Here is a 12788-nt window from a genome sequence, read left to right on the forward strand (position 1 = left end):
GTTTTCTTGACGCGAACCGGCTTCCACTTCGCTCGAAAACGCTCTGCAATTACTCGACGACCTTCGGCACCAGGAAGAAGTGCCCCTCGGTCGCGGGCGCATTGGCAACGATATCGTCGGCGATCTCGCCGTCATTGACCACATCCAGCCGCTTCTTCATCTGCATCGGGGTCACCGAGGTCATGGGCTCCACGCCCTCGACATTGACCTCCGAGAGCTGCTCGACAAAGGCGAGCATGGCGTTGAGCTCGCCCTGCAGATGCGGAACCTCGCCCTCGGAAACCGCAATGCGCGCCAGATGCGCGATGCGGCGGACGGTAGCGGCGTCGACGGACATTATATACGGCCTCTCACGGCAAAATCTAACTGCCGTATAGCAGAGGCCGGTTTTGCGCCGCAACCGGCGCTTTCCCGCTTATCCAGCGAGCGCCTTCATGCGGGCCAGAGCCGATTTGGCAAAATCCCGGGTCAATTCGGCTGCCGGGACCTCGCGACCCAGGGCCACGGCCTGTCCGGCCCAGAGATTGGTGAAATCCACCCTGCCCTGCTTTTCGGCGGACGCCTTCAGCGGTCCCAGCGCGGTCGCGGCGTGCGGGAACGGCGGCGCATCCGGCGAGATCGGGCCGGCCTCGCGCATCACGCGGTTCTGCACGCCGCGCGCCGGACGCCCGGTCATGACATTGGTGATGACGGTGGAATCGTCCCGCGCCTCGGCCAGCGCCACGCGGCCGCCCGCGCTGACCTTGGATTCCGGACAACGCAAGTAGGCGCTGCCGATCTGCACGCCGGAGGCACCGAGTGCGAAGGCGGCTGCGATGCCGCGCCCGTCGGCAATGCCACCGGCCGCGATCACAGGCACCTTCACGGCATCGGCGACCTGCGGCACCAGCGCAAAGGTGCCGGGCTGCTCGGAAATCTTGTCGGTCAGGAACATGCCGCGATGGCCGCCGGCCTCGGCGCCCTGCGCGATGACGGCATCGACACCGTGCTGTTCCAGCCAGACCGCTTCCTTCACCGTCGTCGCCGACGAGATGACGAGGCAGCCGGCCGCCTTGACGCGCTTGAGCAGCGATGCATCAGGCAGGCCGAAATGAAAGCTGACGATTTCCGGCTTCAGCTCCTCGACGACCTCACAGAAGGAGGCGTCGAACGGCGCACGGTTCGCGGCATTGATCGGCGCGGCGGGATCGAGACCGTGCTCGGTGTAATAGCCCGCCAGCCGCTGCTTCCAGCGCGCCTCGGCTTCTGCCGTGAGATCAACCGGGGTATGGCAGAAGAAATTCATGTTCACCGGCGCCTTCACCCGCTGGCGGATGATGTTGACCTGCTCACGCGCCTTCTCCGGCGACAGCATCGCGCTCGGCAGCGAGCCGAGCCCGCCGCCCTCTGCCACGGCGATCACCAGTTCCGCGTCCATCACGCCGGCCATCGGCGCCAGCACGATCGGGAATTCGGTCTTGAAGAGGTCGATCAGTCGACGGTCAGGCCACATGGTGTGTCTCTCGCTCTTGCCCTCTCCCCTTGTGGGAGGGGGTGGATCGCCGCGCAGCGGCGAGACGGGTGAGGGGTTTGCATCCGCGGACGCAGACCGCTCGAATTTGACTTTACTCTCCGCGGGTAGAACCCCTCAGCCGGCGTTACGCGCCACCTTCTCCGCAAGGGGAGAAGGGAAAGAAGCACTGGAGTTTCTTCGCCCCGCCAGCAGCTGCTCGGCTTCGGCCGCGATGCGTTCGACGATCTCGGCCGCCGGGGGAATATCATGGATCAGGCCGACCGCCTCACCCGCAAACACGGCCGCGATTTCGAAATCGCCCGCCATTTTCGCCGCAGCATACTGCGCGGCAATTTCACCGGCGCGCTGCATCAGCTCGACTTCGCGGCCGGTCCAGCTCTTGATGTGGCCGTTCATCAATGTGCGCGCGGTGAACGGGGCCGGCCAGAACAGCTCTCTCGACCAATCGGGAACGACGCCGCGCACCGTGTCGTTGCCATCAGCCGCGCGAATGCGCTGCTTCGCCTCCTCCGCACCATTGGCCTCCACGCTCGCATAGAACCGCGTCCCGATCAGCACGCCGGATGCGCCCAGCATCATCATCGCCGCAAGGCCGCGACCGTCAGCGATACCGCCGGCCGCGACAACAGGCACCCGCCCGGCCGCAAGGTCGACGATCGCCGGCACGATATCGACGGTGGTGCGCGATGCGCCATGGCCACCCGCCTCCGTCCCCTGCGCGATTAAAATCTCGGCGCCGGCATCCAGTGCCTGCTTCGCCATCTCCTCGCTCTGCACCTGGCAGATCAATCGTACGCCGCGTGCCTTGATACGCGGCGCGAACGGTGCGGGATCGCCGAACGACAGCATGATGGCTTGCGGCCGAGCGTCGAGCGCGACATCGAGAAGATCGGGCTGCTTGGCAAGGCTCCAGGTGATGAAGCCGATGCCGAACGGCGCAAAACCGTTCAGCTCGCGGGCCTCGGCCTCCAGCCGCGCGCGGTCGCCATAGCCCCCGCCGAGGATCCCGAATCCGCCGGCCTCGCTGACGGCGCGGGTCAGCCGGCTGCCGGCGATCGTGTCCATGGGGGCCGACAGGATCGGATGCCTGATCCCGAGAAGCTCCGTCAGTGGCGTGGCGATCGACATGGGTTCTCCCACTCTGGACAGGAACACTAGGCGCAACTAGCATTCACGAAAAATGAATTGTTGCGAACGTTCCCATCACAAAAGCGAAACGACGCCATGGAACTCAGCGATATCCAGACCTTCGCCGCTGTCGCCCGCACCGGCGGCATCACCCGCGCCGCCGAAGAGCTCAACACGGTGCAGTCGAATGTCACCCAGCGCGTGAAGGCGCTGGAGGCGGAGATCGGCACGCCGCTGTTCGAGCGGCACAGTCGCGGCATGACACTCACGGCCGCCGGCAAGCGTCTCCTGCCCTACGCGCAGAAGATGACCGCGCTGTCGCACGAGGCCGTCCTCGCCGCGCGCGACGACGGTGAGCCGAAAGGACCGCTCGCGATCGGCTCGATGGAAACCACCGCGGCCGTGCGGCTGCCGCCCCTGCTCGCCGATTTCCATCGGCGCTTTCCCGCCGTGCGGCTGACGCTGCGCACCGCGACCACCGCCGACCTCGTGGCCGCCGTGCTGGATGGCACGCTCGATGGCGCCTTTGTTGCAGGTCCAATCGAGCACGCGGATTTGTTTGCCGCCAGCGCCTTTCGCGAAGAGCTGGTGCTGGTCAGCGCACGGCGCTGGGGTTCGCTTGCCGAACTGCGCGCCGGCACGCCGGAGTCCGGCCCGACCGCACTCGCCTTCCGCACCGGCTGCACCTACCGCCAGCGGCTCGAACAGATCTTCGTCGAGTTCGGTTGGCCGTCGGCCGCACGCTTCGAGCTCGGCACGCTCGACGGCATGATCGGCTGCGTCGCCGCCGACATGGGCGTGACGCTGCTGCCGCGGGCCGTGGTCGAGCGTAGCGCGATGAACGGCAGCGTCTCGATGCACACGCTGAGCCCTTCGCATGCGCGGGTCGAGACGCTCTTCATCCAACGTCGCGCAGGGCATCAATACAGTGCGCTGAGCGGTTTCATCTCCTGCCTGCAGGCAGACGACGAAATCATCGCGGCCTGAGCATCCACCGCCGCAGCGCAACCAGAGCCCAGATCGCCTCGACCAGGCCGAATGGCCAGGCGCCTTGCAGGAAGCCGTACGCCGAGCCGAACGCACAGGATATTGCGAACAGCAGCACGAACCAGTGGCTGCGATCCTCCAGGGCATAGCAGACCAGCATCGCGGTGACGGCAAACAGGCCGAATAGGGTCAGCGCATCCATTGTTTCGGGTTCACTCCGCAGCGCGACGCATGATATGCGCTAACTCATGCCGGCTCTTATCCTGCCAATCGTCGATGCTGCAACCCACTGGCCCGAACGCGGCGGGTTGATCGGGCTCGATCTGGGGACCAAAACCATCGGCGTTGCCGTCTCCAATCCGGATCGCCGGCTCGCGACCGGCGTCGAGACGATCCAGCGCAAACAGTTCAAGCAGGACGCGGCCCGCCTCCTCGCGATCGCCGCCGAGCGGAAAGTGGTCGGTTTCGTGCTCGGTCTGCCCATCAACATGGACGGCAGCGAGGGGCCCCGCGCGCAATCCACCCGCGCGTTCGCCCGCAACCTTGCCGGGCTGACCGCACTGCCGATCGGCCTCTGGGACGAGCGCCTCTCGACCGCAGCCGTCGAGCGCGAGCTGATCGGCATGGACGTCAGCCGCGCCAAGCGCGCCGAGGTGATCGACGAGCACGCCGCGATCTTCATCCTGCAAGGCGCGCTCGACCGCCTCGCCAATCTTCGCGCCAGCCCGGGGGCTGGCTGATCCATGATCGTGGTGATCGCGGCGTTGCTGCCGGTCTTCATCCTCATCGTGCTCGGCGTGGTGCTCCGCCACAGCCTGATGCGGCTCGACACGCAATGGCACGGGCTGGAACGGCTGACCTACTTTGTCCTTTTCCCAATGCTCTTGATCCAGACGCTGGTGAAGGCGGATCTCTCCAAAGTCCCGGTCGCCGGCGTCGGCGGCGCGCTGCTGCTGTCGGCGCTCGCGATGTCGCTGCTCTGCCTTGCGCTGCGCCCGGTGCTGGCGCGGCTCGACATCGACGGCCCCGCCTTCACCTCGATCTTCCAGGGCGCGACGCGCTGGCAGACCTATGTGGCGCTCTCCGTCTCCGCCAACCTGTATGGCGATGTCGGGCTGGCGCTGGCCTCCGTCGCCATGGTCGCGATCATTCCGCTGGTCAACGTGTTCAGCGTCGCGGTGCTCGCCCATTACGCCTCGCCCGAGAAACAGTCCGCGCGCGCGATCGTCATGACGGTGATCCGCAATCCCCTGATCTGGGCCTGCGTGATCGGGCTCGCCATCAACCTCATTCATCTGCCGCTGCCAAAGATCTGGCACGAGGTCGCGGACGCTCTCGGCCGCTCCTCGCTCGCGATCGGCCTGCTCGTCACCGGCGCGGGCCTGCAGCTCAAGGGCCTGTTCCGCCCAAGCCTTGGCGTAACGCTCGGCGTGGCGTTCAAGCTGGCTCTGATGCCTGTCCTCGCGCTGGCGCTCGCCGTCTGGTTCGGGCTGTCAGGCACCAACCTCGCGATCGTCGCGATCTGCGCGGCAGTGCCGACCTCGCCCAGCGCCTATGTACTGGCCCGCCAAATGGGCGGCGATGCGCCACTACTGGCGCAGATCATCACACTACAGACGATTTTGGCGGCGATCACCATGCCGATCGCGATCGCACTGGTGGCGTAGAACGCGTTATTGCACACACCTCTCTCGCCTCGTCATTGCGAGCGCAGCGAAGCAATCCAGAATCCCTCCACGGAGGCACTCTGGATTGCTTCGTCGCAAGGGCTCCTCGCAATGACCGAGTGTGGAGCAGCAGCAGGGCTAACTCCCCAGCCACATCGTCAGCACCACCGCCGTCAGATTGTTCAGCGCATGCAGCATGATGGTGAGCCAGAGCGAATTTGCGCGATAACGCATGTAGCCGAACCAGACGCCGATCGAAAACACCTCGGCGAGGAAGTACAAATCGTATTGCAGATGCACGGCCGTCCAGACCAGCGACGACAGCAGGATCGCGCCGGGCACGCGCAGGAAGCTCGCCGACCAGCCACGAAACAGGAACCCGCGCGCCAAAACCTCTTCCGACATCGGCGCCGCCACGCTGAACGCGAACAACAGCATCACGGCGGCGCCCTTGTCGCGGCCGGATTTCAGCAGATCCGTCATGAACCCCGGCGTCGCCTCGCGCCCCAGGCTGCGCGACATCGTCTCCCAGATGACCACGACCAGGATCAACCCGACGGCGCCGAGCAGAAGCTGCTTCCAGGACGGCCAGTGCAGCGCGAGGTAGTCGACGAAGGAAGCCTTCTTGATGCGGATCGCGAGCCACACCGCAGCCAGCGTCGCCGGCAGGCCCATGGTCACCGACAGCGCGAGCGCCGCGGGCTCGCGACCGACGTCCTGCATCGACGCGAGACTCATGGGAGCGCCGTGCTCCCAGACCAGGTAGATAATGGCACCGACTTGCCCGACGAACATGGCCCCGAAAATGACGATGCCCCACACCGCCGTGCCCCAGAACATCCAGACGCGCGGCGGCGCGGGCGTTACGGTCAGCGGCGGGAGATCGGGATTGAGGGAATCCATCAAGAGGCCTTCGTTAGGTGCGGCAAACCATCGGGCATTCAACGTCGCGGTTGAATCGGGAAATCATAGGCCGCCACGCCCGCCCCCGGCAGGGAAAAATGCCACCACTCCTTCGAATAGTTCACAAAGCCTTGCTTCGCCATCGCAGCCACCAGCCGCCTGCGCCAGACGCGCTGGTCCGGCGTGATCGACGACGCCGCGGTATGGCCTTTCGTGTCCGTGCAGTCATAGCCGGTCCCCATGTCGACGCTGCCTTCCGGCAGCCGCGCTTCGACCGGCGCCGTGCAATCGGCATAGGTTTTCGACGGGTCAATCTTGGCCGAATTGTCGGCCTTGAGATCGACCAGCGTGAGATCGAGCGCCGCCCCCGTCGAATGCTGCGAGCGGTTTGCGATGTAACCGAGGCGGAACAACTCGGTCTTCGGGATCTTCGGATTGTAGCGCCGTTCGGCGGCCGTCTCGCGGCCGTTCTGCGACCACTTCACCATGTCGAGCGAAGCCCGCGCGGGCCGGTAACAGTCGAACATCTTGAGCGAGAGATTTTGCGTGGCGAGTTCCTGCTGAACCGCCTTCAGCCGCAGCCCCACCTGGCGCATCACGACGCATTCGCCGGCGTTGTATCCGGCGAGCGGACGGCCGACAAAATTGTTCGATGTGGCGTAGCGGATGTCCTGGATGATGGTGGCGTCGATGTCGCGCAAATAGACGAAGCCGCCGGGGAGCGATTGGGCGTGGGCTGCGCCGATCATCATAGCGGCGAAGAGCGCCGTCCAAATTGTTTTCACGTGATGTGTCCCCGCCGTCATGGCCGGGCTTGTCCCGGCCATCCACGTCCTTTTACCTCAAATGCGATTGAAGATTGTGGATGCCCGGGCCTTCGCCGCGCCGAAGCGGCTTCGGCCGCGCAGGCGGGACAAGCCCGGGCATGACGGAGAGTATGAGCCAAAACCGACAGATCAGGGGATAACTCCCCGCCCCGGCTTTGGCCCTTGCCCCCCCAGCCATCCGCGCCTATAGCTCTCGCTTTAATGACATCGAAATCGACCTTCGTCCTCGGCCACCGGCATTTGCTGGGCATCGAGGGCCTTTCCGCGGCCGACATCACCGGCCTCCTCGACCTGTCCGAAGAATATGTCGAGCTCAACCGCCAGGTTGACAAGAAGCGCACCGTCCTGCGGGGACGGACGCAGGTGAACCTCTTCTTCGAGGCCTCCACCCGAACCCAGTCGTCGTTCGAGCTCGCGGGAAAGCGGCTCGGCGCGGACGTCATGAACATGTCGGTCGCCTCCTCGTCCATCAAGAAGGGCGAGACGCTGATCGACACCGCGATGACGCTAAACGCCATGCACCCGGACATCCTGGTGATGCGCCATCACGCCTCCGGCGCGGTGGAACTGCTGGCGCGCAAGGTCGACGGTTCCGTGATCAATGCCGGTGACGGCGCGCATGAGCATCCGACCCAGGCGCTGCTCGACGCGCTGACCATTCGCCGCAACAAGGGCCGCATCGAAGGGCTCGTGGTCGCGATCTGCGGCGACGTGCTGCATTCGCGCGTTGCCCGCTCCAACATCATCCTGCTCAACACCATGGGTGCCCGCGTCCGCGTCGTCGGCCCGTCCACGCTGCTGCCGCCCGGCATCGAGCGGATGGGCGTCGAGGTCGCACGCGACATGCGCGAGGGTCTCAACGGCGCTGACATCGTGATGATGCTGCGGCTCCAGCGCGAGCGCATGAACGGCTCCTTCGTGCCCTCGACCTCCGAATATTTCCACTATTTCGGGCTCGACCAGAAGAAGCTCGCTTACGCCAAGCCGGATGCCCTCGTGATGCATCCCGGCCCGATGAACCGCGGCGTCGAGATCGACACTGCGGTTGCCGACGGCGCGCAATCGCTGATCCGCGAACAGGTCGAGATGGGCGTCGCCGTGCGCATGGCGGTGCTTGAAGCGCTCGCCCGCAACCTGCCGAACGCGTGATGCCGATGCTGACCGACCGCCGCCCCATCCTGCTCGCCAACGCCCGCGTCATCGATCCCTCCAGGGATTTCGACGGCATCGGCGACGTCCTCATCGCCGACGGTGCCATCCGCGAGACCCGCCGCGGCATCGGCGCTGCCGGCGTCCCCGAGGGCACCGACATCGTCAACTGCTCCGGCAAGGTCGTCGCGCCCGGCCTGATCGATATGCGCGCCTTTGTCGGCGAGCCCGGCTTCAGCCATCGCGAAACCTTTGCCTCGGCGAGCCAGGCGGCTGCGACCGGCGGCATCACCACCATCATCTGCCAGCCCGATACGTCTCCGGTCATCGACAATTCGGCGACCGTCGACTTCGTGATGCGCCGCGCCCGCGACACCGCGATCGTCAATATCCAGCCGATGGCCGCGCTCACCAAGGGCATGCGCGGCGAGGAAATGACCGAATTCGGCCTGCTCAAGGCGGCCGGCGCGGTCGCCTTCAGCGACAGCGACCGGAGCGTGACCAATGCGCAGGTGATGCGCCGCGCGCTCACCTACGCCCGCGACTTCGACGCGCTGATCGTGCACTTCACCGAGGATCCCGATCTCGTCGGCGAAGGCGTGATGAACGAGGGCGAGTTCGCCTCGCGGCTCGGCCTGATGGGCATCCCGAAAACCGCCGAGGCCGTGATGCTCGAACGCGACATGCGCCTCGTCGCCCTGACCGGCGGCCGCTATCACGCGGCCTCGCTGTCCTGCATCGAGTCGCTCGAGATCCTCAAGCGCGCGCGCGACGCCGGCCTCGCCGTCAGCGCCTCGGTCTCGATCAATCATCTGGCGCTGAACGAGAACGATATCGGCCCCTACCGCTCGTTCCTGAAGCTGTCGCCGCCGCTGCGCAGCGAGGACGACCGCCGCGCGCTGGTGGAGGCGATGGCGTCCGGTCTCGTCGACGTCATCATGTCCGATCACAATCCGCAGGACGTCGAGGTCAAGCGCCTGCCGTTCGCGGAAGCCGCTCCCGGCGCCATCGGGCTCGAGACCATGCTGCCGGCGGGCTTGCGGCTCGTGCACAATGGCGAGATGGACCTGAAGACGCTGATCAAGGCGATGTCGACCCGGCCGGCCGAACTGCTCGGCCTGCCCGGCGGAACCCTGCGCGCAGGCGCCCCGGCGGATGTCATCGTGATCGACCCCGATGTGCCCTGGGTGGTCGATCCCGCCGATCTGAAATCGCCCTGCAAGAACACTCCGTTCGACGAGGCCCGCTTTACAGGCCGCGTGGTGCGCACCATTGTCGGCGGACGAACGGTGTATGAGCATGTCTGACGTGCAGGTTCGTTCGACATGGAGATTCAACCATGGGGCTTGATGCCTTTCTGCCGGTGGCCTTCGTCATCGGCTACCTGCTCGGCTCGATTCCGTTCGGGCTGGTCCTGACCAGGCTCGCCGGCACACAGGATATCCGCTCGATCGGTTCCGGCAGCATCGGCGCCACCAATGTGCTGCGCACGGGCCGCAAGAGCTTGGCCGCGGGCACACTGCTGCTCGACGCGCTCAAGGGCACCGTGGCCGTGGTGATCGCCGGCACGATCGCAGGCCCCGATGCCGCGATGCTGGCCGGGCTCGGCGCCTTCCTCGGTCATCTCTTCCCGGTCTGGCTGAAGTTCAAGGGCGGCAAGGGCGTCGCGGTCTATATCGGCATCCTGCTCGGCCTGTTCTGGCCGGCCGCATTGGTGTTCTGCGTGCTCTGGCTGGCGACCGCTTTCACCACCCGCTACTCCTCGCTCTCCGCACTGGTGGCCTCGTTCATCACGCCCATATTCCTGTGGTGGTTCGGGCACCTCGCGCTCGCAGCATTGGCCGCGGTGCTGACGCTGCTGCTGTTCTACGCGCATCGCGAGAACATCAAGCGGTTGCAATCGGGCAAGGAAAGCCGGATCGGCGAAAAAGCCTGAATCGGTTCGCGTCGAGAAAACGCGTCAAAAAATCGAGGGCCGGAAAAAGTACGGATACCGCCGCACCACCTCCGCATCATATGACAATTGCTGTTCGCAACTTCGAGCCGACTCACGGCAGGCTGTAGCGAACGGGTTCCATGCCTGTCATCCTGGCAGCGGACATGGCGTTACGCGGGTGCTCAGAATGAGCGCGAAGATTGACGGCACACATGACGAGGGTGGCCCGCAGGGCACTGCGGCAAGCCGGCTGCTGTCGACGACGAGCATCTGGTCCGATGCGCCCTCGCCGCGTCCCGCGCTTGAGCCTGTCCCCGTTCCTCCACCGGCTCTGCCATCCGCTCCCGACGTTCCAGCCGCGCGCGAGGTCGTAACCGAGGCTGCGCCGGTGACGCGCGCGAAGCAATGGCCGCCCCGAAAACTCTCGCTCGCGCTTCAGGGCGGCGGCACCTTTGCCGCCTTCACCTGGGGCGTGCTGGAGCGGCTGCTGGAAGAGCCTGATATCGAGATCGACACCATCAGCGGCGCCAGCGCAGGTGCCATCAATGCGCTGCTGCTCGCGTCCGGCCTGGTCGAAGGCGGTCGCGAAGGCGCCCGCAACCGGCTGAACCGTTTCTGGATCCGCCTGATGCACGAGGCCTCGTTCCGCTCGCTGATGCTGGTCGGCGGCTTCTCGCCGGCGGGAAGCTCGGTCGCGTTCGGGACGACGCTGCGCTCCGGCCAGTTCGATCCGTTCGATCTCGACCCGCTGCGCCAGGCACTCTCGCGCGACATCAATTTCGCGAGCTTGCGCGATGCGGCGTGCCCGAAACTGCTGATCGCGGCAACGCGCATTCGCGACGGCCAGCAACAGATCTTCCGCAACGATTCCATCACCGCCGACGTCGCGCTGGCCTCGACCTGCCCGCCGCTGGTTCATTGCGCCGTCGAGATCGAGGGCGAGGCCTATTGGGACGGCGGTTTTGGTGGCAATCCGGCGCTGGTGAAGCTGGTGCAGGAATCTGCAACCGCCGACCTGCTGCTCATTCAGGTCACGCCGGCGCGCGACAGCTACGTGCCGATCACGCTCGCCGCGATCGACCGCCGCCTCGACCAGATCGCGGCCAATGCCGCGCTCAATGCCGAGATCGCCGCGATCGAATGGGCACAGTCACATGCTGCGCCCACTCTGCGGCTCTCCAGGATCGCGGCCGAAGACTCCGTCGAGGGACTGGCGCAGCGCTCATCCACCGATCTAGGCCGCGGCTTCATCCGCACGCTGCACCGGAGCGGCCGCGAGGCCGCCGCGCGCTGGCTCGGGCAAGGCGCCGCAGGCACACAAGGTGCAGTCGGCACCGAGGCCCAACACACCCTGCCCGTGGGCGAGCCCGCGCTAGCCTGATGTCGCCAGCGCGTTCTCCAGGAACCACGCCGACGACAGTGCCACCGGATCATTTCCGAAGCGCGCGATCACCTGCACGCCGACCGGCAGGCCGCCGACCTTCAGCACCGGCACGTTGACGCAAGGATTGCCCATCAGCGTCCACACCCGGTTGTAGCGGGGGTCACCGGTGGTCGCGAGCTCCTTGGACGGCGGCGTGCCCGGCGCCGAATAGGTCAACAGCACGTCGAAGCCTTCGAACAATTCACCGAGCTCGCGGCGGCCGCGCCGGGCGATCCGGCGCGCCTCGTCATAGTCCTTCGGCGTCAGCCCGACCGTCGCGTCGAGGCTGGCACGCAGCATCGGCTCGATCTCGTCGTGACGCGCGTCGAATTCCCAGGCAAGCGCGCGATGCGCCTCGAAGTCCTGGATGATGGGATGGATGCGCCAGGCCTCCTGCACGGACGCCGGCAGCGCGATGGTCTTCACGCTGGCACCGGCGCGCTCCGCGGCCTTGATCGCGGCTTGCAACCCCTCCTCGGCCGCCGGCTCGACGGCGCCGGCAAACTCCTGCCTGACAACGCCGATGCGCGGCGCCTTCGCCGGAGCAATGCCGGAGAATTCGGTGCGGCCGGTCATGCCCAGAAGGCCACGCGCAAGATCTTCCGCGCGCGATCCGAACAGGCCCACCGTGTCGAGCGCCCATGAATAGCATTTGACCCCGACCGTCGGCAGCATCCGGAACGACGGCTTGATCGCGGCCGCTCCGCAATAGGCCGCAGGCCGGATCACCGAGCCGCCGGTCTGGGTGCCCAGCGCCAACGGAATCATGCCGGCGCCGACCGCCGCCGCCGAGCCCGACGACGAGCCGCCGGGCGTATGGCCGAGATTGTGCGGATTGAGCGTCGGCGTCGGATCACGCGAGGCGAACGCCGTGGTCGTGGTCTTGCCGATGATGGTGGCGCCTGCCCGCTTCAGCATCATGACGACGGGCGCATCCGAACGCGGCTGCCAGCCGCGATAGATCTTCGAGCCCATCTCGGTCGGCATGTTGGCGGTGTCGATGATGTCCTTGATGCCGACCGCGATGCCGCGCAGCGGCCCGGCGTTCTGCGCCTTCGCCGATTTGTCGTGGCGGACGAACGCGCGGACATCCTTCTCCTTGGCCTCGATCGCCGCATGCGACTGGGCGATGGCGTCCTCGGGCGAAAGCTCGCCCGCTTCAATGCGGCGCTGGAGGTCGGCGAGTGAGATCATGGCAATACCCTTCTTATTGGTATCGCTTTTAGCATCGCGACAACGCCGTGCAAGCGCACGT

The 12788-nt window shown here is 66.1% G+C and carries 14 protein-coding genes; 7 read left to right on the top strand and 7 right to left on the bottom strand.

Going from position 1 to position 12788, the window contains the following annotated elements; genetic code table 11:
• Window positions 1-49: 49 nt before the first annotated feature.
• The 3 genes from gatC to AB7532_RS21035 all read right to left on the bottom strand — a co-directional run bounded on the left by gatC (window position 50) and on the right by AB7532_RS21035 (window position 2641).
• Entirely contained in the window at window positions 50-337 is a 288-nt protein-coding gene (gene gatC, locus AB7532_RS21025) for an Asp-tRNA(Asn)/Glu-tRNA(Gln) amidotransferase subunit GatC (protein WP_232992209.1), read from the bottom strand.
• Between the two features lie 78 nt (window positions 338-415).
• The gene (locus tag AB7532_RS21030; protein WP_441236642.1) at window positions 416-1492 is read right to left on the bottom strand and encodes an NAD(P)H-dependent flavin oxidoreductase; all 1077 of its coding nucleotides are present in this window, start codon (window positions 1490-1492) and stop codon (window positions 416-418) included.
• Between the two features lie 135 nt (window positions 1493-1627).
• Window positions 1628-2641 (bottom strand): NAD(P)H-dependent flavin oxidoreductase, encoded by a 1014-nt coding sequence (locus AB7532_RS21035; protein WP_441236643.1) that lies wholly within the window; start codon window positions 2639-2641, stop codon window positions 1628-1630.
• Between the two features lie 96 nt (window positions 2642-2737).
• Between AB7532_RS21035 and AB7532_RS21040 the strand changes: the two genes are divergently transcribed.
• The gene (locus tag AB7532_RS21040; RefSeq protein WP_441236644.1) at window positions 2738-3628 is read left to right on the top strand and encodes a LysR substrate-binding domain-containing protein; all 891 of its coding nucleotides are present in this window, start codon (window positions 2738-2740) and stop codon (window positions 3626-3628) included.
• Here AB7532_RS21040 and AB7532_RS21045 read toward each other — a convergent pair.
• Entirely contained in the window at window positions 3615-3830 is a 216-nt protein-coding gene (locus AB7532_RS21045; RefSeq protein WP_441236645.1) for a hypothetical protein, read from the bottom strand. The genes AB7532_RS21040 and AB7532_RS21045 overlap by 14 nt on opposite strands.
• Window positions 3831-3876: 46 nt before the next feature.
• Here AB7532_RS21045 and ruvX point away from each other — a divergent pair, with 46 nt between their 5' ends.
• A complete protein-coding gene (gene ruvX, locus AB7532_RS21050; RefSeq protein ID WP_441236646.1) occupies window positions 3877-4368 on the top strand; it encodes a Holliday junction resolvase RuvX in 492 nt (163 codons plus the stop codon).
• A 3-nt stretch (window positions 4369-4371) separates the two neighbouring features.
• Window positions 4372-5295: an AEC family transporter gene (locus AB7532_RS21055; protein WP_441236647.1), complete on the top strand. Its 924-nt coding sequence runs from the start codon at window positions 4372-4374 to the stop codon at window positions 5293-5295.
• Window positions 5296-5433: 138 nt separating this feature from the next.
• On the opposite strand, the gene AB7532_RS21060 is transcribed toward AB7532_RS21055, so the two are convergent.
• Together AB7532_RS21060 and AB7532_RS21065 are read right to left on the bottom strand one after the other, a co-directional pair.
• Window positions 5434-6198, bottom strand: coding sequence for a lysostaphin resistance A-like protein (locus AB7532_RS21060; protein ID WP_441236648.1), 765 nt, complete (start codon window positions 6196-6198; stop codon window positions 5434-5436).
• A 38-nt stretch (window positions 6199-6236) separates the two neighbouring features.
• Window positions 6237-6950 carry a M15 family metallopeptidase gene (locus AB7532_RS21065; RefSeq protein ID WP_441239327.1) on the bottom strand — a complete coding sequence of 238 codons (714 nt, stop codon included), beginning with the start codon at window positions 6948-6950 and terminating at the stop codon, window positions 6237-6239.
• Between the two features lie 276 nt (window positions 6951-7226).
• Between AB7532_RS21065 and AB7532_RS21070 the strand changes: the two genes are divergently transcribed.
• The 4 genes from AB7532_RS21070 (at window position 7227) to AB7532_RS21085 (ending at window position 11491) form a co-directional block, all read left to right on the top strand.
• Window positions 7227-8174, top strand: coding sequence for an aspartate carbamoyltransferase catalytic subunit (locus AB7532_RS21070; RefSeq protein ID WP_441236649.1), 948 nt, complete (start codon window positions 7227-7229; stop codon window positions 8172-8174).
• Window positions 8175-8179: 5 nt separating this feature from the next.
• The gene (locus AB7532_RS21075; RefSeq protein WP_441239328.1) at window positions 8180-9481 is read left to right on the top strand and encodes a dihydroorotase; all 1302 of its coding nucleotides are present in this window, start codon (window positions 8180-8182) and stop codon (window positions 9479-9481) included.
• 32 nt (window positions 9482-9513) lie between these two features.
• Window positions 9514-10110, top strand: coding sequence for a glycerol-3-phosphate 1-O-acyltransferase PlsY (plsY, locus tag AB7532_RS21080; protein WP_441236650.1), 597 nt, complete (start codon window positions 9514-9516; stop codon window positions 10108-10110).
• A 187-nt stretch (window positions 10111-10297) separates the two neighbouring features.
• Window positions 10298-11491 (top strand): patatin-like phospholipase family protein, encoded by a 1194-nt coding sequence (locus AB7532_RS21085; protein ID WP_441236651.1) that lies wholly within the window; start codon window positions 10298-10300, stop codon window positions 11489-11491.
• On the opposite strand, the gene AB7532_RS21090 is transcribed toward AB7532_RS21085, so the two are convergent.
• Window positions 11483-12727: an amidase gene (locus tag AB7532_RS21090; RefSeq protein ID WP_441236652.1), complete on the bottom strand. Its 1245-nt coding sequence runs from the start codon at window positions 12725-12727 to the stop codon at window positions 11483-11485. The genes AB7532_RS21085 and AB7532_RS21090 overlap by 9 nt on opposite strands.
• Window positions 12728-12788 lie beyond the last annotated feature (61 nt).

This window comes from Bradyrhizobium sp. 930_D9_N1_4 (assembly GCF_052076015.1).
Lineage (GTDB): Bacteria > Pseudomonadota > Alphaproteobacteria > Rhizobiales > Xanthobacteraceae > Bradyrhizobium.